17 protein-coding genes are annotated in these 19,959 nt (G+C 69.1%); 5 read left to right on the forward strand and 12 right to left on the reverse strand.

Annotated features, from left to right (window positions below; all coding sequences use genetic code 11):
* Positions 1-204: 204 nt before the first annotated feature.
* The 7 genes from E3D03_RS10870 to E3D03_RS10900 form a co-directional block, all read right to left on the reverse strand.
* Positions 205-597: a DUF4186 domain-containing protein gene (locus E3D03_RS10870; protein WP_263566979.1), complete on the reverse strand. Its 393-nt coding sequence runs from the start codon at positions 595-597 to the stop codon at positions 205-207.
* A gap of 41 nt (positions 598-638) precedes the next feature.
* Entirely contained in the window at positions 639-2,288 is a 1,650-nt protein-coding gene (locus E3D03_RS10875) for a glycerol-3-phosphate dehydrogenase/oxidase (protein WP_263566980.1), read from the reverse strand.
* Positions 2,285-3,808 carry an FGGY-family carbohydrate kinase gene (locus E3D03_RS10880; protein WP_263566981.1) on the reverse strand — a complete coding sequence of 508 codons (1,524 nt, stop codon included), beginning with the start codon at positions 3,806-3,808 and terminating at the stop codon, positions 2,285-2,287. Before E3D03_RS10880 ends, E3D03_RS10875 begins: the two co-directional genes overlap by 4 nt.
* 97 nt (positions 3,809-3,905) lie before the next feature.
* Positions 3,906-4,853, reverse strand: coding sequence for a D-ribose ABC transporter substrate-binding protein (locus E3D03_RS10885; RefSeq protein ID WP_062562477.1), 948 nt, complete (start codon positions 4,851-4,853; stop codon positions 3,906-3,908).
* Positions 4,854-4,940: 87 nt separating this feature from the next.
* Complete coding sequence (locus E3D03_RS10890; RefSeq protein WP_263566982.1) at positions 4,941-5,981, reverse strand: ABC transporter permease; 1,041 nt, start codon at positions 5,979-5,981, stop codon at positions 4,941-4,943.
* A gap of 25 nt (positions 5,982-6,006) precedes the next feature.
* Complete coding sequence (locus tag E3D03_RS10895; RefSeq protein ID WP_263566983.1) at positions 6,007-7,530, reverse strand: sugar ABC transporter ATP-binding protein; 1,524 nt, start codon at positions 7,528-7,530, stop codon at positions 6,007-6,009.
* Positions 7,527-8,192 carry a DUF2291 domain-containing protein gene (locus tag E3D03_RS10900; protein ID WP_263566984.1) on the reverse strand — a complete coding sequence of 222 codons (666 nt, stop codon included), beginning with the start codon at positions 8,190-8,192 and terminating at the stop codon, positions 7,527-7,529. Before E3D03_RS10900 ends, E3D03_RS10895 begins: the two co-directional genes overlap by 4 nt.
* 386 nt (positions 8,193-8,578) lie before the next feature.
* Here E3D03_RS10900 and E3D03_RS10905 point away from each other — a divergent pair, with 386 nt between their 5' ends.
* From E3D03_RS10905 to E3D03_RS10920, 4 genes are read left to right on the forward strand one after another with little or no spacing between them, the layout of a single operon-like run.
* Positions 8,579-10,141 (forward strand): FGGY-family carbohydrate kinase, encoded by a 1,563-nt coding sequence (locus tag E3D03_RS10905; protein ID WP_263566985.1) that lies wholly within the window; start codon positions 8,579-8,581, stop codon positions 10,139-10,141.
* A gap of 1 nt (position 10,142) precedes the next feature.
* Positions 10,143-11,660, forward strand: a complete 1,518-nt coding sequence (locus E3D03_RS10910; RefSeq protein ID WP_263566986.1) for a glycerol-3-phosphate dehydrogenase — start codon at positions 10,143-10,145, stop codon at positions 11,658-11,660.
* Positions 11,661-11,667: 7 nt separating this feature from the next.
* Positions 11,668-12,600, forward strand: a complete 933-nt coding sequence (locus E3D03_RS10915; RefSeq protein ID WP_263566987.1) for a sugar phosphate isomerase/epimerase family protein — start codon at positions 11,668-11,670, stop codon at positions 12,598-12,600.
* 60 nt (positions 12,601-12,660) lie between these two features.
* Entirely contained in the window at positions 12,661-13,611 is a 951-nt protein-coding gene (locus tag E3D03_RS10920; protein WP_263566988.1) for a sugar-binding transcriptional regulator, read from the forward strand.
* A gap of 94 nt (positions 13,612-13,705) precedes the next feature.
* On the opposite strand, the gene fba is transcribed toward E3D03_RS10920, so the two are convergent.
* Genes fba through E3D03_RS10945 form a run of 5 tightly spaced genes read right to left on the reverse strand, consistent with a single transcriptional unit; the run spans position 13,706 to position 17,775 of the window.
* Positions 13,706-14,746, reverse strand: coding sequence for a class II fructose-bisphosphate aldolase (fba, locus tag E3D03_RS10925; RefSeq protein ID WP_263566989.1), 1,041 nt, complete (start codon positions 14,744-14,746; stop codon positions 13,706-13,708).
* Between the two features lie 6 nt (positions 14,747-14,752).
* Positions 14,753-15,730 (reverse strand): class 1 fructose-bisphosphatase, encoded by a 978-nt coding sequence (locus tag E3D03_RS10930; RefSeq protein ID WP_263566990.1) that lies wholly within the window; start codon positions 15,728-15,730, stop codon positions 14,753-14,755.
* A 27-nt stretch (positions 15,731-15,757) separates the two neighbouring features.
* Complete coding sequence (locus E3D03_RS10935; RefSeq protein WP_263566991.1) at positions 15,758-16,222, reverse strand: RpiB/LacA/LacB family sugar-phosphate isomerase; 465 nt, start codon at positions 16,220-16,222, stop codon at positions 15,758-15,760.
* Positions 16,219-16,992 carry a triose-phosphate isomerase gene (locus E3D03_RS10940; protein ID WP_263566992.1) on the reverse strand — a complete coding sequence of 258 codons (774 nt, stop codon included), beginning with the start codon at positions 16,990-16,992 and terminating at the stop codon, positions 16,219-16,221. Before E3D03_RS10940 ends, E3D03_RS10935 begins: the two co-directional genes overlap by 4 nt.
* Positions 16,993-17,001: 9 nt before the next feature.
* The gene (locus E3D03_RS10945; RefSeq protein WP_263566993.1) at positions 17,002-17,775 is read right to left on the reverse strand and encodes a DeoR/GlpR family DNA-binding transcription regulator; all 774 of its coding nucleotides are present in this window, start codon (positions 17,773-17,775) and stop codon (positions 17,002-17,004) included.
* Positions 17,776-17,924: 149 nt separating this feature from the next.
* On the opposite strand from E3D03_RS10945, the gene tkt reads away from it, so the two are divergent.
* Entirely contained in the window at positions 17,925-19,955 is a 2,031-nt protein-coding gene (tkt, locus tag E3D03_RS10950) for a transketolase (protein ID WP_263566994.1), read from the forward strand.
* Positions 19,956-19,959: the final 4 nt, after the last annotated feature.

Below are 19,959 nucleotides of genomic sequence, written 5' to 3' on the forward strand. Positions count from 1 at the left end.
CACGTCAGGCCGCATTCCTCGCTCGGCAACCAGGGTTGTGTTTCCTGTATCTGCGGGACGTCAAGGGGCATGTCTGGAACCGCAAGCGGGTCCAGATCATCGCCGGCTGTGGGCGCCGAGAATTTCGGGCGGCCAGGAAAAGTTGGCCGTGGTCTATCATTGCTGCCCAAGCGGCGGCTTTTCTCCAACAGGAAAGGATTACGGTCAGGCCGGATCGCCACCATGCCTGGCTTGGTGCGGCGCATAGCCCATCTCGCGGTCGATCCAGCGCATCAGCAGCGTGACCAGCCGCACCTGTTCGGTGGGGGTCAGCGCGCGTCCGGGCGGCAGGCTGTGCCATTTCGCCAGGCACGACCGACAGCAGCAAGCGGTGGCGTGCTGGGCCAGGAAGACCGGATGACCGCGCATCGGCGTCTGCCGGCCGTCATTGCGCGGTTCGGCCGGTGCCAGCCGCGTGGCGATGAAATCGCCGGCATGGCGGGCGATGGTGTCGCGGCCCTTGCTGTCGGCATAGGCGCGCTCGGCCGTGCCCAAGTGAAAGCGGGCGCGAAACCGCGACCGGGCAAGCCGCTGCAGGAGGGCGTCGAATTCGTCCATCCCTGGCAGATAGGGTCGCGGAGGCCGCGGGAAAACCCCGCTCAGTCCAGGCGCAGCCGATGACGCGCGGTCAGCACCTGCCGGGTCGCGGCCAGCTCCGCTGCCCGGCGTGCCTCGTCCCAGCCAAGCGCCTGGGCGCAAAGCGTGGCGATGCTGTCTAGATCGCGGCCCGAGAGCCGGCCGGCGACGGCGATGGCACTGCGGCGCATCACCACATCGGCTAGGCTGCGGACCTGCTCGTGCCGGATCATCCAGTCGAATTCCGCCAGGCTGTAGCCCGGCGCATCGGCCAGCCGCCTAGGCCGCGCGCCCTCGGCCGCGAGGATCGGCAGGGCGGTGCTGCCGTAGCGGTCCAGGAGTTCTGCCGCCCGTGCCCGCTCGGCGCCGGTCTCGGCGCAGGCGCGGGCGATCCAGTCCTGGCGCGCCGTCGCATCGCCCGGCAGGTCGCGGCCGCCGCCGATGGGCAAGCCCTGGGTCGAGACCCGGCGTGCCCGGCCCAGCCGCGCGAGAAGGCTATCCGCGACCTCCTCGGCAAAGCCGCGGAAGGTGGTCCACTTGCCGCCCACCAGCGAGACCACGGGCCAGCGCCGGCCTCCGTCGGGCTCGGCCACCGGGGCCGAATGGTCGCGGCTGATCAGCCCCGGCGCCACGCCCTCGGAATTCGGCAGCGGCCGGATGCCGGCATAGGCATAGACGATCTGGCTGCGGTCGAACCGCAACCCCGGCAGCAGGCCGCCGAGCGCGGCAAGGAAATAGTCGATCTCGGGCTCCGTGCAGGTCACGCTGTCGGGATCCTCGGCGCGGATGTCGGTCGAGCCGACCAGCGCCCGGCCGAGATAGTCGAAGACCAGGCAGATGCGGCCGTCGTCGGCTTCGAAATAGATCATGCGGCCGTTCAGTGCCGCCAGAAGCTCCGGATGATCCAGCAGGATATGCGAGCCCTTGGTGCCGCCGATCAGTGACGAGGGCACGCCGAGCTGGGCATTGATCCGGTCGATCCAGGGGCCGCCGGCATTGACGACGATGCGCGGGCGCAGGGCCAGCGGGCCTTGGGGCGTGTCCAGCGTCACGCTGTCGCCGTCCGTGCCGGCGATGGCCGTGTGGTTCAGCGCGCGGGCCTGCCGGTTGGCGCGCAGCCCGTCGGCGACCAGTTCCCAGACCAGCCGCTCGGGCTGCGTCACGGTGGCATCGTAATATTGCCCGGCGGCGACGATGCGCGGGGTCAGGGGCGGGATCTCGCGCAACGCCCGCGCCCGCGACCACAGCTGGTGGCGCGGCATCATCCGGTGGCGGCGGCCGTAGAAATCATACATGGCCAGGCCCAGCTTCATCAGCACCGCACCCCGGCTGCGCGGCGCCGTGGTCGAGCCCATCAGCGTGCGCAGCGCCGCCGGGATGCCCTTGAGCCAGGAAAAGATCGGAATCACCGTGGGCAGCGGCCGCACCAGATGCGGGGCGTTCTTCAGCAGCAGGTTGCGCTCCAGCGTCGATTGCGCGACCAGGCCCAGCTCGCCGGTTTCCAGGTATTTGATGCCGCCATGGATCAGCCGCGAGGGCGCCGCCGAGGTGCCGCCGCCGAAATCGCCCTTGTCCGAGATCACGCAGATCACGCCCTGTTCGCAAAGGTCGCGAAACAGGCCCGCGCCGTTGATGCCGGCGCCGAGGATCAGCACGTCGATGTCTTCCGTCATGGGTCTTCCTTTGCCAGCGCCTCGATCCTGGGCCAGATCGGCGCCAGCGCCTGGGTCAGTTCGGTAAAGAGCGCAAAGCGTTCGGCCAGCGCCGCGCTGCGGGCGGGGTCGAGGGCGTAATGGCGGGTCAGCGCCGCCATGTCGCGCGGATCGTGGCGCGGGCTTGGGTAAAGCCCGACCGCCGCACCCGCGCAAAGCGCCGCACCCCAAGCCGCGGCCTCATCGGTGTCGCTGACCGAGACCGGCATTCCCAGCGCGTCGGCAAAAAGCTGAGCAAACAAGGGGCTGCGCGATATTCCTCCGGTCAGTCGAGCCTTGGTGGGCCGGAAACCCTCGCGCAGGGCATCGACATGGATGCGGTGGTTGAAGGCGATGCCCTCGACCACCGCGCGCAGCATGTCGCCGCGGTCCTGCCAGCCGCGCAGCCCGAAGAAGCCGGCGCTGGCCGTGGGCCCCAGCGGCGAGCCGAACAGGAACGGGTGGAAGATCGCGGTCGAGGGGCGGGCCATGGCGGCCTCGATCTCGGGGATGATCTCGGCGTGGAAGGCGCGGCCCTGCGCCTCGGCCTCGCGGCGCTCGGCCCCGCAGAGCGTGTCGAGGAACCAGTCGTAATTCGCTGCCGATGCGGGGGAAATCGACATGGCATTCCACGCGCCAGGCTCCAGCCCGTTGCGGCAGAACCAGCGCGGATCGACCTTTGGGGCGTCCGAGACGGTCTCGTTGATGGAATAGGTGCCGGCGACGATGGCGACCGTGCCGGGCGCATGGCCGCCCGCGCCAAGCGCCGAGGCGGTCACGTCATGCAAACCGGCCGCGACCGGCGTGCCTGCGACAAGGCCGGTCAGGGCGGCGGCCTCGGGCGTGACATGGCCGGCGCCGGCGCCGGGCAGCAGGATCGACGGCAGTGTCCCGGCCAGCGCCTGAAGCCCGAACAGCGGCAGGATGTCGGGCGCATAGCGCTGGGTCGCGACATCGGTGAAGGAGGTGCTGGCCTCGGTCAGGTCGGTGGCGATGCGGCCGGTCAGGCAGAGGCGCAGCCAGTCCTTGCAGGCCAGCACATGGGCGATGCGGGCAAAGCGTTCGGGGTCGTGGTCGCGCATCCAGGCCAGCAAGGCCGAGGGCGCCGAGGCATGCGGCATCTGCCCGGTGCGGGCCAGCGCGCGTCCGGCGGTGCCGTCCGCCTGCCAGCCGGCGACAACCGCGCCGGCGCGGCTGTCCAGCGACAGGATGCCATGGCCCAGCGGGCGGGCGTCGCGGTCCAGCACATAGACGCCGTCGCCATGCGCGGTGGCGGCCACGGCGGCGATCTCGCCGGCCGGGCGGCCGCAGGCGGCGACGGCCTCGGCGATGGCGGCGGCGGTCTGGGCCCAGAGCACGTCCATGTCACGCTCGACATGGCGCGGGCGCGGCATGATCTGCGGCACGCGGCGGCGCGCGGTGGCCAGCACCCGGCCGGTCTGATCGAAGATCACCGCCTTGGTCACGGTCAGGCCGTTGTCGATGCCAAGCAGCAGGGGCATGGGAACCTCGTCGGGCACAACTGCGCCCCGCACCGCGAAAAGGGGCGCGGGGCGTGCAGGGCCGGGGGCGGAGCGGCGCCGCACCCGGCAGCGGCGGTTATTGTTCCAGCACGAAGGGTGCCGTGTATTTGTCGGCGTTCGACTGGTCGATCAGCAGGCAGTCGAACAGCTGCTTTTCGGTGTCCACGCCGGTCTTGCCGGTCTTGATCACCGAATCCGCCTGCTTGACCGCCTCGGCCGAGAAGATGGCGACGGGTTGCAGCACGGTATATTGCAGCTCGCCGGCCTTGACCGCCGCCACCGCGTCGGGCGAGCCGTCGAAGCCGCCGACCTTGACCGCGTCCAGCTTGCCGGCCTCTTTCAGCGCGGCAATCGCCCCCAGCGCCATCTCGTCATTGCCCGAGATCACGCCGTTGATGTCCGGGTTCGCCTGCAGCAGCGACTGCATCTTCTGGTAGCCCTGGGTGCGGTCCCAGTTCGCGACCTCCTGGCCGGCCTTTTCCAGGTCCGGATACTGGCTCAGCACGGTTTCATAGCCGTTCGAGCGGGTCTGGGCGTTGTTGTCCGAGGGCGCGCCGAACAGCTCGACATATTTGCCCTTGTCGCCCACGGCCTCGACCCATGCCTGGGCCCCCAGCGCCGCGCCTTGCGCGTTGTTCGACACCAGCTGCGCCTTGGCCAGGCCTTCCTGATTGATCTCGGCATTGACCAGGATCACCGGGATGCCGGCATCGACCGCCTTCTGCACCGCGCCGACCGAGCCGTCCGCGTTGGCGGGGTCGAGGATGATCGCCACCGACTTGTTGGTGATCGCGGTGTCGATCAGCGTGCTTTCGGTGTTGGTGTCGCCGCGATGGGCGCCGACATTGGCGGTATAGCCCATTTCCTCGGCGGTCTTCTTGGCGACCTCGCCCTCGGTGAACCAATAGGGGTTCGCCGGGTCGTTGACGATGATCGAGATCAGGCCCTCGGCCGAGGCGGCCGCTGCCATCAGGGGCAGCGAAGCAGCGGCGGCCAGCAGCGCGCGACGGGTCAGTTTGAACATTCTTCTCACTCCCTTGGGGTTGGTTTCCTGCCTTGCGGCAGGCTTTCGCCGGGCGGGTGTTCCGCCCGGCGGGAAGGTCCGGCGGGGTCAGCCCTTGCGGGTGCCGCGCCCGTATTGGATCGAGTTCATCAGCACGGCCAGAACGATCACCGCTCCGGTGAAGACGGTCTGCCAGTAGGAGCTGACGCCGATGATGACGAGGCCCGCCGACAGGAAGCCGATGACGAAGGCGCCCAGCATGGTGCCGCGCACCGTGCCGCGCCCGCCGGTCAGTGCAGCACCCCCGATCACCACCGCCGCGATGGCGGTCAGCTCGTAGGTGGTCCCGGCGGTCGGCCCGGCCGAGGTCAGCTGCGACGACAGCACCAGCCCGGCGATGGCGGCCAGCGCGCCCGAGATGGTATAGACGGTGATCTTGACCCGGCGCGTCGGCACGCCCGAAAGCTCGGCCGCGCGTTCGTTGCCGCCCGAGGCGTAAAGCCAGCGCCCGAAGGCCGAGCGCGACAGCATCAGCCCGGCCAGCACCGCCACCGTCGCCAGCACGATGACCGAGATCGGGATGCCGGCGATGCGGTTGAAGCCCAGCCAGTTGAAGCCGGTGTTGCCCAACTCGGCCGAGCCGCGCAGGTTGTTGTAGGTCAGCCCGTTGGTCATCAAGAGCGCGACGCCGCGGGCGACATACATCACCCCCAGCGTGGCGACGAAGGGCGGCACCTTGAAGATCGAGATCAGCACCCCGTTCAGCGCCCCGACGCCTGCGCCGACGGCGATGGTCAGGATGACGACGGCCCAGACCGGCGGGTAAAGGATCACCCCGGCCCAGTCGAGTTCGACCCCCTGCATCATCGCGCCGGCGACCACGCCGCACAGCGCCAGGATCGAGCCCACGGACAGGTCGATGCCGCCGTTCAGGATCACCAGCAGCATGCCGATGGACAGGATGCCGTAGATCGCCACCTGCGAGGACATGATCAGAAAGTTCGACAGGGTGAAATAGTTCGGCGACAGGAACGAAAAGACGGCGATGATCGCGATCAGCGCGAAGAACGCCCGTCCTTCCAGCAGGAAGCGGCCGATGCTGAACTCGGGTTTCCTGGATGCGGCGGCGGGTGCGGTCGTGGCAGACATTGGGTTTCCTCCCTCCCGAGATCCGTCAGGCAGCCACGGACTCGCCCGAGGCGGCCATGATCTTTTCCTTGGTGACGGTGGAATCGAATTCGGCCGAGATGCGGCCCTTGTGCATGACGATGATGCGATGCGCGATGGACAGGCATTCGCTGACCTCGGAGGTGGTATAGACCACCGCAAGCCCCTGTTCGGCGCCCTGGGCCAGCAGCTTGAACACCTCGGCCTTGGCGCCGATGTCGATGCCGCGCGAGGGCTCGTCCAGCAGGATGACGCGGGGCCTGGTGGCCAGCATCTTGCCGATCACCACCTTCTGCTGGTTGCCGCCCGAGAGCGAGCCGATGGCGGCGCCGCCGCCCGAAGTCTTGACGGTGACATTGCGAATGCTGTCGCCGATCAGCTTCTTCTCGGCGCTGCGGCTGGTGAACAGCCCGCGGGTAAAGCTGGCGATCGAGGCCAGGGACAGGTTCTCGCCCACGGTCATGGTCTGCACCAGCCCGTCGCGCTGCCGGTCCTCGGGCACCAGCGCGAGGCCGCGCGCGATGCGCTCGGCGATGGACAGGTGCGAGATCTCGCGCCCCTCCAGCACGATCTCGCCGCCCGAGGCGGTCAGCCGGCCGGCGCAGGTCTCCAGCAGCTCGGTGCGGCCGGCGCCCATGAGGCCATAGATGCAGACGATCTCGCCCGCGCGTACGTCCAGGGACAGCTTGTCCACCAGGTTGAAGCCGGCCGGGTCAGGCACCGAAAGATTGCGGATCGACAGCGCCACCTCGCCGAAGCGGGTCGCGGGCGGTGTGCCCAGGTCGTAATTGTCGCCGACCATGTTGCGCACGATCCATTCCAGGTCGATCTCGGCGCGCGGCGCATAGGCCGTCATGGTGCCGTCGCGCAGCACGACCGCATGGTCGGTGATGGTCAGCGCCTCTTCCAGGTGATGCGAGATATAGACGATGCTGACGCCCTTGGCGGTCAGGTCGCGGATGACCTTGAACAGCACCTCGACCTCGCTGGCGGAAAGCGCGCTGGTCGGCTCGTCCATGATCAGGATGCGGCTGTCCACCGACAGCGCGCGGGCGATCTCGACGATCTGCTGCTGGCCCAGGCGCAATTCCTCGACCGGGGTCAGCGGGTCGATGTTTTCCTCCAACTCCTCCATCAGGCGGCGGACCTGGCGTTCCTCTTCGGCGAAATCGACGCCGGTCGGGCCCATGATCTCGCGGCCCATGAAGATATTGTCGCGCACCGACAGGTTCGGGGCCAGGCTCAGCTCCTGGTGGATGATCGAGATGCCGCGGTCGCGCGCCTCGTTGGCGCTGGCAAAGGTCACGGGCTGGCCGTCCAGGATGATCTCGCCGGTGGTGGGCTGGATGACGCCCGACAGGATCTTCATCAGCGTGGACTTGCCGGCGCCGTTCTCGCCGAACAAGGTCGTCACCTGGCCGCGATGGATGTCGAAATTCACGCCTTTCAGCGCATGGACGCTGCCATAGGACTTGGCGACGTTGCGGGCGGCCAGCACGACCTCGCCGGTATGGCTTGCGGCGCGGGTCATTTCACCACCACCTCGACCGGGGTGATCAGCCAGTTCTTGGGGTTGATCAGGCGAAAGGCGCCCACGACCTCGACGGTCTTGCCGGTCAGGGCCGCGGCGTCGATCTTGTCCAGGACCTCGGCCTTCATGGCGCGGTTGATGCCGGCGCCGGCGTTCTGATACTCGATCTGGTTCTTGAACTTGCCGAAGGCGATGTCGCCGGGGGCGTCGCGCAGGTCGGTGCCGTTGATCGCCGGGCCGGTCTGCACCCGGACGGCGACGCCTTCGGGCAGGCCCTCGACCGCCAGCGGATAGATCCCGGCCTTGGGCTCGCCCGCCGTGCCGGTCACGCGCACCGCCATGATGGCGCCGGTCGAGGCCGGGGTGCCGTATTGCGCGATGGCGGCGTCCTTGTCGGCGGCGATGGCGGCGGCGACTTCGGCAGCATTGCCGGCCTTGCCCTTGACGAATTCGGCGATGCGCGGGAATTCCGTCTGGCCATAGCCGTCGGGCGAGAAGGCCTGCTGGCGCACGTCGGCCTCCGAGCCGATATGCACGACCTTGGTGTCAAGCGCGATGCCGGCCAGCACGACGGCCGCCGCGGCGATGCTGAGGAAAAGCCCGCGCCGCGATGCCGCGGGGGCCTTGGGGGCTTGGCCGGTCGGGGCAGTGCTCTGGACCATGTTCGTGCCTCGGATCTGGTGAATGTTGCGCGGGCGGGGCGGATGCGGATCAGGCGGCCGGAGGGCGCGCGCGGCGGGCATCCCGCGAGGAATGTCTGGGATTTCCTTGCATTGTCCGGCCCCTCCTCTGGCTGGTCATGCCTGGCAGTCTCCTCCTGCCGGCAGGTGCGGGGCATCGCCCGAATCCCGCCGTCTTCGAAACAGTAACTGAAATTTTTTGCTGTGTCCGTAAAAAAATGCATTCCCGCGGCGGGAAATCTGCGGTATGAAAATGACCGAGGAGTTCGCCACGCCCGTCCGGGCTGGCTTGCCGCCGCGGCCCACGGTCCGGGCGGAGGAGGGCACCATGCATCACCACCCCACCGACCCCCGCAGGACGGCGCGCCATGGCCGGGGCTGACATCCTGATCGGCATCGACGCCGGCACCTCGGTCATCAAGGCGGTGGCCTTCGATCTACGCGGGGCGCAGCTGGCCGCGGCCTCGGTGCCGAATTGCTATCAGGCCGGCGGCGACGGCTCGGCCACGCAACCCCTGGCCCAGACCTGGGACGACTGCGCCGCCGCGCTGCGGGGCCTGGGCGACAAGGTGCCGGACCTGGCCCGCCGCACCGCCGCGCTCTCGGTCACGGCGCAGGGCGACGGCACTTGGCTGGTTGGGCGCGACGGGCCGGTCGGCGACGCCTGGCTGTGGCTCGACGCCCGCGCGGCGCCGACGGTGGCGCGGCTGGCCGCCGGCCCGGCGAACCGCGCCCGGTTCGAGGCGACCGGCACCGGGCTCAACACCTGCCAGCAGGGCAGCCAGATGGCGCATATGGATGCGCATTGCCCGGAACTTCTGGACCGGGCCGAGGTCGCGCTGCATTGCAAGGACTGGCTCTATCTGAACCTGACCGCGGTGCGGGCGACCGATCCGTCCGAGGCCAGCTTCACCTTCGGCAATTTCCGCGACCGGCGCTATGACGACACGGTGATCGCCGCGCTGGGGCTGGAGCATCGCCGCACCCTGCTGCCCGAGATCGTCGATGGCGCGCAGATCACTCATCCGCTGACGCCCGAGGCCGCCGCCGCCACCGGGCTGCGCGCCGGCACGCCGGTCAGCCTTGGCTATGTCGACATGGTGATGACGGCGCTGGGTGCCGGGGTCTATGGCGGGGCGGGCGACGTCGCCTGCTCGACCGTGGGCTCGACCGGGGTGCATCTGCGGGCGGTGCGGGCGCAGGACGTGCATCTGAACGCGCAAGGCACCGGCTATGTCATCTGCCTGCCGATCCCCGGCATCGTGACCCAGGTGCAGACCAATATGGCAGCGACCCTGAACCTGGACTGGATCCTGGGCGTCGCGGCGGGCATCCTTTCGGACGTCGGCCAGCCGGTCACGCATCGCGACCTGGTGGCGCATATCGAGGGCTGGCTGGCGCAGTCGAAGCCCGGCCAGATCGTCTATCACCCCTATATTTCCGAGGCGGGCGAGCGTGGCCCCTTCGTCAATGCCGATGCCCGCGCCGGCTTCGTCGGCCTGTCGGCCGGGCATCGCTATCCCGACCTGATCCGCGCCGTGGCCGAGGGGCTGGGCATGGCGATGCGCGACTGCTACGCCGCCATGGGCCCGCTGCCGGCCGAGCTGCGGCTGACCGGCGGCGCCGCGCGCTCGCGCGGCTTGCGCGGCATCCTGTCGGCGGCGCTGGACGCGCCGGTGCGGGTGTCCGAGCGCGACGAGGCCGGCGCGGCCGGCGCCGCGATGATGGCGGCCGTCGCCATCGGCGCCTATCCCGACATGGAATCCTGCATCGCCGAATGGGTCACGCCGCTTCTGGGCGCGGCCGAAGCGCCCGATCCCGATCTCGTGGCCGCCTATGCGCGGCTCTTCCCGGCATTTTCCGCCGCGCGGCAGGCCCTGCCGCCGGCATGGGACGCCCTGGCCCTGGCCCGCGCCCCGAAAGGAGATTGAAATGAGCCAAGACCAAGACATGATCGACCTTTTCGTCATCGGCGGCGGCATCAACGGCGCCGGCGTCGCCCGCGACGCCGCCGGCCGGGGCCTGAAGGTGGTGCTTTGCGAAAAGGACGACTTGGCGCAGGGCACCTCGTCGCGCTCGGGCAAGCTGGTGCATGGCGGGCTGCGCTACCTGGAATATTACGAGTTCCGCCTGGTGCGCGAGGCGCTGATCGAGCGCGAGGTGCTGATGGCCGCCGCCCCGCATATCATCTGGCCGATGCGCTTCGTGCTGCCGCATTCGCCGCAGGACCGGCCGGCCTGGCTGGTGCGGCTGGGGCTGTTCCTCTACGACCACCTGGGCGGGCGGCAGAAGCTGCCCGGCACCCGCACGCTAGACCTGCGCCGCGACCCCGAGGGCGCGCCGCTGCTGGATCGCTACGTCAAGGGCTTCGAATATTCCGATTGCTGGGTGGACGACGCCCGCCTCGTGGTGCTGAACGCCGTCGATGCCGCCGAGCGCGGCGCCGAGGTGCTGACCCGCAGCCCCTGCATTTCGGCCCGGCGCGAGGACGGCGCCTGGACCGTCGAGACCCGCAGCGAGATCACCGGCGCGCTGCGGCGCTTCCGCGCCCGCTGCGTGGTGAACTGCGCCGGCCCCTGGGTGTCGGAGGTGATCGGCCGGGTGGCGGGCTCGCAGTCCAGCCGCAACGTGCGGCTGGTCAAGGGCAGCCATATCATCGTGCCGAAATGGTGGGCGGGCGCCAATGCCTATCTGGTGCAGAACCACGACAAGCGGGTGATCTTCATCAACCCCTACGAGGGCGACAAGGCGCTGATCGGCACCACCGACATCGCCTATGAAGGCCGGGCCGAGGACGTCACGGCGGACGAATCCGAGATCGAATACCTGATCGCTGCCGTGAACCGCTATTTCAAGCAGAAGCTGCGGCGCGACGATGTGCTGCACAGCTTCTCGGGCGTGCGGCCGCTGTTCGACGACGGCAAGGGCAACCCCTCGGCGGTGACGCGGGACTATGTCTTCGACCTGGACGATACCGGCGGCGCGCCGCTGCTGAACGTGTTCGGCGGCAAGATCACCACCTTCCGCGAGCTGGCCGAGCGCGGCATGCATCGCCTGCGCGAGGTGTTTCCGGCCATGGGCCCGGACTGGACCGAAAGCGCGCCCTTGCCCGGCGGCGACATGGCCAACGCGGATTACGAAAGCTATGCGGAACTGCTGCGCGAGCTGAACCCCTGGATGCCGCGCCGGCTGCTGCATCACTATGGCCGGCTTTACGGCACCCGGACCCGCGACGTGGTGGCGGGGGCGCTGTCGCTTTCCGACCTGGGCCGGCATTTCGGCGGCACGCTCTACGAGGCCGAGGTGCGCTATCTCGTCGCTCGGGAATGGGCGCAAACGCCCGAGGACATCCTCTATCGCCGCACCAAGCATTACCTGCACCTGACCGAGGACCAGCGCCGCGCCTTTGCCGACTGGTTCGCGGGCTCGGACCTGGCCCAAGCCGCCTGAGGACACCATGGCCCTGACGCTGTCGCTGAACACCAATCCGCTGGTCAACCGCTTTGCCGAACCGGACGACCTGATCGACACCGTGGCGCGCGACCTGCGGATCCGCGACCTGCAACTGACGCATGAGTTCATCAACCCGAGCTGGCCCGCCCCGGTGATCCGGCGCCTGACCCGCACCATGGGCGCGGCGCTGGCCCGCACCGGCGTGCGCGTCACCAGCGGCATGACCGGGCCCTATGGGCGGCTGAACCACTTCGGCCATCCCGACCGCGAGGTGCGGCGCTATTACATCGACTGGTTCAAGACCTTCGCCGACATCATCGGCGACCTGGGCGGGCATTCGGTCGGCACACAATTCGCCATCTTCACCTATCGCGACTATGACGACCCGGCCCGGCGCGAGGACCTGATCCGCATCGCCATTGACGCCTGGGCCGAGGTGGCCGAGCACGCCAGGGCGGCGGGTCTGGATTACGTGTTCTGGGAGCCGATGAGCATCGGGCGCGAGTTCGGGGAAACCATCGACGCTTGCATGGCCTTGCAGGACCGGCTGACGGCGGCGAACATGGCGGTGCCGATGTGGATGATGGCCGACATCGACCATGGCGACGTGACCAGCCCCAATCCCGACGACACCGACCCCTATGCCTGGGCGCGGGCGGTGCCGGGGGTCAGCCCCATCATCCACATCAAGCAGTCGATGATGGACAAGTCCGGCCACCGACCCTTTACCGCCGAATATAATGCCAAGGGCGCGATCCAGCCCGCGCCGCTGCTGGCGGCCCTGGCCGAGGGCGGGGCCGTCGACAACGAGATCTGCCTGGAGCTCAGCTTCAAGGAACGCGAGCCGAACGACCGCCAGGTGATCGCGCAGATCGCCGAAAGCGTCGCCTTCTGGGCGCCGCATATCGACAGCGGCGCGGATAAGTTGAATATCTAGAACCGGATAGCAAAGGACGCCCGCGATGAGACGCCAGCCCCCCGCCTATCGGATCGCGTGATGGCCTCGCGCGGTGCGATGGACCCCGAACAAAGCCTCGCCATCCGCGCGGCCTGGCTGCATTATGCCGGCGGCCTGACCCAGGCGGCGGTGGCCAAGCGCCTGGGCGTGCCCTCGGTCAAGGCGCACCGGCTGATCGCGCGGGCGGTGGCCGAGGGCGTGGTCAAGGTCTCGATCGACGGCGAGATCGTCGAATGCGCCGCGCTTGAGGACAAGCTTTGCGCCCGCTACGCGCTGGATTACTGCGAGGTGGCGCCGGACCTGGGCGAGGAGGGATTGCCCTTGCGCGCCCTGGGCCTGGCCGGCGCCGGCTTCCTGCGCCGCGAGATCGAGCGCGGCGAGGATGCGGTGATGGGCCTCGGCCATGGCCGCACGCTGGCGGCGGCGGTGCAGCAATTGCCGCGTTTCGACGCGCATGGCGTGCGCTTCGTGTCGCTGCTGGGCGGCTTTACCCGGCATTACGCCACCAACCCGCATGACGTGATGTATGCCCTGGCGCAGAAGACCGGGGCGCAGGGCTATGTCCTGCCGGTGCCGTTCTTTGCCAATTCCGAGGCGGACCTGGCGGTGCTGCTGGCCCAGCCCGGCGTGCGCGAGCTGTTCGACCTGTCGAACGGCGCCGGCCTGAAGGTGGTGGGGATCGGCACGGCGGATGCCGGGGCGCAGCTTGTCGCCTCGGGCATGATCGAGCCGCATGAGATCGCCGAGATCAACGCCGCCGGCGCGCAGGGCGAGATGCTGGGGCATTTCTTCGATGCGCAGGGCCGGGTGCTGGAAACCACGCTGAGCGCGCGCACGCTGTCGGTCAGCCTGGACGGCCCGGAAGGCAGCCGCATCGTGGCCATTGCCGGCGGCGCCGAGAAGGCCGGCGCGGTGCAGGCGGTGCTGCGAAGCGGCCGGCTTTCGGGGCTGATCACCGACGAGGCGACGGCGCGGCTGCTGGCGGCGTGAGACCTGCCCGAAAACGAGGGCGGGGCGAGCAGAGCTCGCCCCGGACGCTGCCGCTGGGCCGGGGGTGGCGCGGCTGGCGCCGCGCGCGCCCGGATCAGGCGGCGTAGCGTTTCGCCATCGCCGCCAGCGGCAGCGGGCGGATCTTCGAAGCGTTGCCGGCAGTGCCGAAGGCCTCGAAGCGGGCCTTGCAGACCTCGGACATCATCGCCATGGCGGGCTTCAGATAGCCGCGCGGGTCGAACTCGGCCGGCTCTTCGCTGAGCTTCTTGCGGATCGCGGCGGTCATCGCCAGCCGGTTGTCGGTGTCGATGTTGACCTTGCGCACGCCCGACTTGATGCCGCGCTGGATCTCTTCGACCGGCACGCCCCAGGTCGGCTTGATGTCGCCGCCATAGGCATTGATGACCTGCTGCAGGTCCTCGGGCACCGAGCTGGAGCCATGCATGACCAGATGGGTGTTCGGCAGGCGGCGGTGGATCTCCTCGATCACATGCATGGCGAGGATGGCGCCGTCGGGCTTGCGGGTGAACTTGTAGGCGCCGTGGCTGGTGCCCATGGCAATGGCCAGGGCATCGACCCCCGTCTCGCCCACGAAGCGCACCGCCTCGTCGGGGTCGGTCAGCAGCTGGTCTTCGGACAGCCGGCCCTCGGCGCCGTGCCCGTCCTCCTGGTCGCCCATGCCGGTTTCCAGGCTGCCGAGCACGCCCAGCTCGCCCTCGACCGAGACGCCGCAGGCATGGGCCATCTCGACCACGCGGGCGGTGATGTCGCGGTTATAGGCGTAATCGGCGGGCGTCTTGCCGTCGGCCTGCAGCGAGCCGTCCATCATCACGCTGGTGAAGCCGTTCTGGATCGCCGTGGCGCAGGTCGCAAGCCCGTTGCCGTGGTCCAGGTGCATGCACAGCGGAATGTCCGGGAAGGCGCGCGACAGGCCCTGGATCAGCCCGGCCAGCACGGCGTCGTTGGCATAGGCGCGCGCGCCGCGGCTGGCTTGCAGGATCACCGGGCTGTCGGTCGCCGCGGCGGCGTTCATCACCGCCAGCCCCTGCTCCATGTTGTTGATGTTGAAGGCGGGAACGGCATAGCCGTTCTCGGCCGCATGGTCGAGAAGCTGGCGCAGCGTGATCATGGCCATGGGCTGTTATCCTTTGCTGATGGCGAGATGGGACAGGATGGTTTCGACTTCCTCGCGGGCGCCGAAGAACAGCGGCACCATCTCGTGCAGCCCCTGCGGTTGGCGATCGAGGATCGGCTGGCACCCGTCCGAGGCGATGCCGCCGGCCTGCTCGACCAGGAAGGCGATGGGGCAGCATTCGTAGATCAGCCGCAGCCGGCCGTTCTCATAGCCGGGCCGGCGGTCGGCGGGATAGAGGAAGGCGCCGCCCTTCAGCAGGATGCGGTGCAATTCGCCGACGGCGGCGGCGAGCCAGCGCATGTTGAAGTCGCGCCCGCGCGGGCCGTCCTTGCCCTGGCGCAGGTCCTGCACCCAGGCTTGCAGGCCCGGCGACCAGTGGCGTTCGTTCGAAGCGTTATAGGCGATGGTCGAGGCGGTGGGTTTCAGCTGCACGCGCTCGCGGGTCAGGCGGAACAGGCCCGCCTCGGCGTCGAAGCCGGCGACATGGGTGCCGTCGCCCAGCGACCAGCCGAAATCCAGCGAATGGCCGAAACTGGCGTAGCCGGCGCCGACCACGGCCCGGCCCTTGCGCAGGAAGCCCTCGGCCGCGGCGGGCAGGATGGAATAGAGCATGCCCAGCGGCGCGCCGATGCCGATGCTGCCCGAGCCGTCGATCGGGTCCATCGCCACGTCCCAGGCGCCGCCCGGGTTCAGGGTGACGACCTCCTCGGCCTCCTCGGAGAGCACCCGGCCGACGCCGGCGGCGGCCAGCGCGTCCAGCATGTGGTGATGGGCGGCGACATCCAGTGCCTTCTGCTTGTCGCCGCTGTCATTGGTGCCGACCACGGCCTCGGGGTCGCCATGCAGCCGGCCGGCGGCCAGCCGCGCGGCCAGCGCCGGCTGGGCCTGGGCAATCGCCAGAGTGATGGCGGCGGGGCCGTCGCCCGCCAGCACGTCGGAAAGCGGGCGGCCGGTGGCGGGGCCGTCGTTCGGCAGTTTCAGCATGGCGGGCCTTTGGCTTTGCGGGCAGACTCAGCCGGCCTTGTTGTATTTCGCGTCCACTTCGTCAATGGCGCAGACATTGCCGGCCGAGCGGCCGTTCGGGTCGAAGTTCATCGTCTCGGCCAGCCAAGCGTCGGCGATGGCCTTGGCGAGCTCGGTGCCGATGACGCGGGCGCCCATGGTGATGATCTGGGCGTTGTTCGACAGCGCGGCGCGTGTCGCCGAATAGGTGTCATGGGTCAGGGCAGCACGGATGCCCGGCACCTTGTTCGCGGCGATGCAGACGCCGATGCCGGTGCCGCAGACCAGGATGGCGCGGTCATAGGTGCCGACCGCGACCTCGCTCGCCACCCGGTCCGAAAGGTTGGCATAGAACGCATCCGCGCCCGCGTCGGTGCGCGAGATTTCCGAGATCTCGTGTCTGTCCTTCAGGTGGTCGGCCAGCAGTTTGGCCAGACCTTCGCCCGCGCTGTCGCCTGCGATTGCCAGTTTCATTTCACGTCTCCGATGGTTGCGGCGCAGCGCGCCAGGATGTCCAGATAGCCCTCGACGTTCCAGGCCGAGCGGCCGATGAAGAGCCCGTCGATATGCGGGCAGGCGATCAGCTCGGCGCAATTGCCGGGGTTGACCGAGCCGCCGTAGAGGCAGGGGATGCGGCGCGACAGCACGTCCTGCGCCACCGCGATGATCTCGGCCTGGCGCGCGTCGGCATAGTCCGAGGTCGCGGGGATGCCGTTCACGCCGATGGCCCAGACCGGCTCATAGGCCAACAGGATCGGTGCCGATTTCTGCTCGGCCGAGAGCTTGGCCAGCGCGCCGCGCACCTGGGTCTCCAGCACATCGCGGGCGCGGCCGGATTCGCGTTCGGCCAGGGTCTCGCCGATGCAGATCAGCGGGATCAGGCCGTGGCGCACCGCGGCCTCGGTCTTGAGGCCCACGGTCTCGTCCGTCTCGCCGAAATGCTCGCGGCGCTCGCTGTGCCCCAGTTCGACGATGTCGAGATTGCAGTCGCGCAGCATCAGGGGCGAGATCTCGCCGGTCCAGGCGCCGGCGTCGGCCCAATGCATGTTCTGTGCGCCGACCTTGACCGAGGTGTCGGCCAGCAGCGCCTTGACCTCGCGCACGGCGGTGAAGGGCGGGATCACGAAGCGCTGGATGCGCGGGTCGCGGGCGGCATCGGCGGCGGCCAGCCCCTCGGCAAAACCGCGGGCCTCGGCCAGGGTCTTGTTCATCTTCCAGCTGGTGCCGATCCAGAATTCGGTCATGTCGTAGTCCTAACGGTCAGAATGCTTGGCAATGGTCAGAGGGATGCCGGCGCGGTCCAGCGCGGCGCGATCCTCGGGCGCGGGGGCGGCATCGGTGATGATGGCGTCGAATTCCGCCAGGTCGGCCAGGCTGTGCAGCGCGGTCTGGCCGAAGCGGCGGTGGTTGACCAGCAGCACGCTGCGCTCGGCCGCGGCCATCATGGCGCGCTTGGCCCGGATCACCGCATCGTCCATGTGAAAGGCCTGCAAGCCGCTGACCGCCGGGGCCGAGATGAAGGCCAGGTCGGCCCGCAGCCGCGCCAGGGCGTTCTCGGTCAGCTGGCCGAAATAGGCGTTGAACTTGGCGCTGAACACGCCGCCAAGCGCGATCAGCGTGATGCGCGAGACCTCCTTCAGCGGCTCGATCACCGCCGCGTTGTTGGTGATGACGGTCAGCGGCGCCTTCTCGACCAGCTGCGCGCCCAAAAGCGCCGCCATCGAGCCGTCGTTGACCATGACGCTCATCCCCGGCTCGACCAGCTCCAGCGCGGTGCGGGCCATGCGGGCCTTGGCCTCGTTGTCCTGCAATTCGCGGATGCGGAAATCGCTTTCGAACTGCTTGCCGGCCTCGATGGTGGCGCCGCCGCGCACCTTGCGGAGCAGCCCCGCCTGTTCCAGGTCGTCGAGGTCGCGGTGGATGGTCATCTTCGAGACCGCGAAACGCTCGGCCAGATCGTCCAGCTCGACGGCACGCGCCGCGACCAGCAGATCCATGATGGCTTGCCTGCGTTCCTCGCGCTTCACGACATCCCTCCTTGGGCGGGAATCGCCCGGCCCGATAGCTTTCTAACAATCCGCTGTGCAATTTCAACATGAATTTTGTGATGTTGTGATTTGACGTTGTTATTTTTGCGCCGCGCGTGTATGGGATTGCGTCAAAAGGAGGACCGATCATGCCTTTAGATTCGCCCAAGGACCCCGCGATCGCGGCGAAGGCCGCGCTTGATCCGCAGAACTTCGCTTTGGCGAACTGCATCCGCGCGCTCAGCATCGACGCGGTGAACGCGGCCAATTCCGGCCATCCCGGCGCGCCGATGGGCATGGCCGATGCCGCCGCGGTGCTGTTCGGCAAGCACCTGAAATTCGACGCGAGAAACCCCGACTGGCCGGATCGCGACCGCTTCGTGCTGTCGAACGGCCATGCCTCGATGCTGCTCTACAGCCTGCTGCACCTGACCGGCTACGAGGACATGACCATCGAGCAGATCCGCAACTTCCGGCAATGGGGCGCGATCACGGCGGGCCATCCGGAATACGGCCATGCCAAGGGAATCGAGACCACCACCGGCCCGCTGGGGCAGGGGCTGGCCACCGCCGTCGGCATGGCGCTCGCCGAGCGCCGGCTGGCCGCCGAGTTCGGCGCCGACCTGGTCGATCATCGCACCTATGTCATGCTGGGCGACGGCTGCCTGCAAGAGGGCATCGGGCAAGAGGCCGCCAGCCTGGCCGGCCACCTGGGCCTGGGCAAGCTGGTCGTGCTTTACGACGACAACAGCATCACCATCGACGGGCCGACCTCGGTCAGCTTCTCGGAAGACATCCCGGCGCGGTTCGAGGCGATGGGCTGGCATGTGCAGTCCTGCGACGGCCATGACGGCCGCGCGCTCGACGCCGCCATCACCGCCGCCAAGGCCGAAACCGCCAGGCCCTCGCTGATCGCCATGAAGACGGTGATCGGCTTCGGCTCGCCCAACAAGGCCGGCAGCTACGCGGTCCACGGCTCGCCCCTGGGCAAGGACGAGGCGGCGCTGACCAAGGAGGCCATCGGCTGGTCGGCCGAACCCTTCACCATCCCCGAGGCCCTGGCCGCTGAATGGCGCGCCATCGGCACGCGCGGCGCGCAGGCCCGCGCCGACTGGCAGGCCCGCCTGGCCGCGAAGCCGGCCGAGACCCGGGCCGAGTTCGACCGCCGCCAGGCCGGCACCTTGCCCGGCGATTACGAGCCGACCTTGCAGGACGCCCGCGCCCGGCTTTTCGCCGCGCCGAAGAAGGCTGCGACCCGCAAGGCCAGCCAGATGGCGCTGGAGGCGCTGGCCCCGGCGCTGCCCGAGATGATCGGGGGTTCCGCCGACCTGACCGGCTCGAACCTGACCCGGGTGCCGGCGGTGGACAGCCAGTATTCGCGCGAGGCGGCGGGCCGCTACATCGGCTATGGCGTGCGCGAATTCGGCATGGCCGCAGCGATGAACGGCATCAACCTGCACGGCGGCTTCATCGCCTATGGCGGGACGTTCCTGGTGTTCTCGGACTATGCCCGCAACGCCATCCGGCTGTCGGCGCTGATGGGGGTGGGCACGATCTATGTCATGACCCATGACAGCATCGGGCTGGGCGAGGACGGCCCGACGCACCAGCCGGTCGAGCACCTGGCGTCCTTGCGCGCCATCCCGAACCTGACCGTGCTGCGCCCGGCCGACACGGTCGAGACGCTGGAGGCCTGGGACATCGCCATCCGCAACCGCCACGTGCCCTCGCTCTTGGCGCTGTCGCGCCAGGACGTGCCGCAGCTGCGGCTGGAGGCGGGGAGCGAGAACCTGACTGCCAGGGGCGCCTATGTGCTGCGCCAGTTCGGGGAAGGCCGCGACGTGACGCTGATCGCCACCGGCACCGAGGTGGCGCTGGCCGTCGAGGCGGCCGAGGCGCTGCACGCGGAGGGGCTGTCGGTCGCCGTGGTCTCGATGCCTTCGTGGGAGCTGTTCGACGCCCAGCCCGAGGCTTACCGCAATGCGACGCTGGGCGACGCGCCCCGCATCGCCGTCGAGGCGGCGGGCAAGTTCGGCTGGACCCGCTATGTCGCCTCCGAGGATGACGTGATCGGCATGACCGGCTTCGGCGCCTCGGCTCCGATCGACCGGCTCTATCAGGAGTTCGGCATCACGAAAGACGCTATCGTCGCACGGGCGAAAACGCTCGCCGGCAAGTGACACG

Source organism: Paracoccus sp. DMF (assembly GCF_004407025.1).
In the GTDB taxonomy this organism is placed as follows: Bacteria; Pseudomonadota; Alphaproteobacteria; order Rhodobacterales; family Rhodobacteraceae; genus Paracoccus; species Paracoccus aminovorans_B.

Bases quoted from the DNA above. Each gene is read 5' to 3' on its own strand.
- E3D03_RS10870 (WP_263566979.1), bottom strand. From the start codon at position 597: ATGGACGAATTCGACGCCCTCCTGCAGCGGCTTGCCCGGTCGCGGTTT.
- E3D03_RS10875 (WP_263566980.1), bottom strand. From the start codon at position 2,288: ATGACGGAAGACATCGACGTGCTGATCCTCGGCGCCGGCATCAACGGC.
- E3D03_RS10880 (WP_263566981.1), bottom strand. From the start codon at position 3,808: ATGCCCCTGCTGCTTGGCATCGACAACGGCCTGACCGTGACCAAGGCG.
- E3D03_RS10885 (WP_062562477.1), bottom strand. From the start codon at position 4,853: ATGTTCAAACTGACCCGTCGCGCGCTGCTGGCCGCCGCTGCTTCGCTG.
- E3D03_RS10890 (WP_263566982.1), bottom strand. From the start codon at position 5,981: ATGTCTGCCACGACCGCACCCGCCGCCGCATCCAGGAAACCCGAGTTC.
- E3D03_RS10895 (WP_263566983.1), bottom strand. From the start codon at position 7,530: ATGACCCGCGCCGCAAGCCATACCGGCGAGGTCGTGCTGGCCGCCCGC.
- E3D03_RS10900 (WP_263566984.1), bottom strand. From the start codon at position 8,192: ATGGTCCAGAGCACTGCCCCGACCGGCCAAGCCCCCAAGGCCCCCGCG.
- E3D03_RS10905 (WP_263566985.1), top strand. From the start codon at position 8,579: ATGGCCGGGGCTGACATCCTGATCGGCATCGACGCCGGCACCTCGGTC.
- E3D03_RS10910 (WP_263566986.1), top strand. From the start codon at position 10,143: ATGAGCCAAGACCAAGACATGATCGACCTTTTCGTCATCGGCGGCGGC.
- E3D03_RS10915 (WP_263566987.1), top strand. From the start codon at position 11,668: ATGGCCCTGACGCTGTCGCTGAACACCAATCCGCTGGTCAACCGCTTT.
- E3D03_RS10920 (WP_263566988.1), top strand. From the start codon at position 12,661: ATGGCCTCGCGCGGTGCGATGGACCCCGAACAAAGCCTCGCCATCCGC.
- fba (WP_263566989.1), bottom strand. From the start codon at position 14,746: ATGGCCATGATCACGCTGCGCCAGCTTCTCGACCATGCGGCCGAGAAC.
- E3D03_RS10930 (WP_263566990.1), bottom strand. From the start codon at position 15,730: ATGCTGAAACTGCCGAACGACGGCCCCGCCACCGGCCGCCCGCTTTCC.
- E3D03_RS10935 (WP_263566991.1), bottom strand. From the start codon at position 16,222: ATGAAACTGGCAATCGCAGGCGACAGCGCGGGCGAAGGTCTGGCCAAA.
- E3D03_RS10940 (WP_263566992.1), bottom strand. From the start codon at position 16,992: ATGACCGAATTCTGGATCGGCACCAGCTGGAAGATGAACAAGACCCTG.
- tkt (WP_263566994.1), top strand. From the start codon at position 17,925: ATGCCTTTAGATTCGCCCAAGGACCCCGCGATCGCGGCGAAGGCCGCG.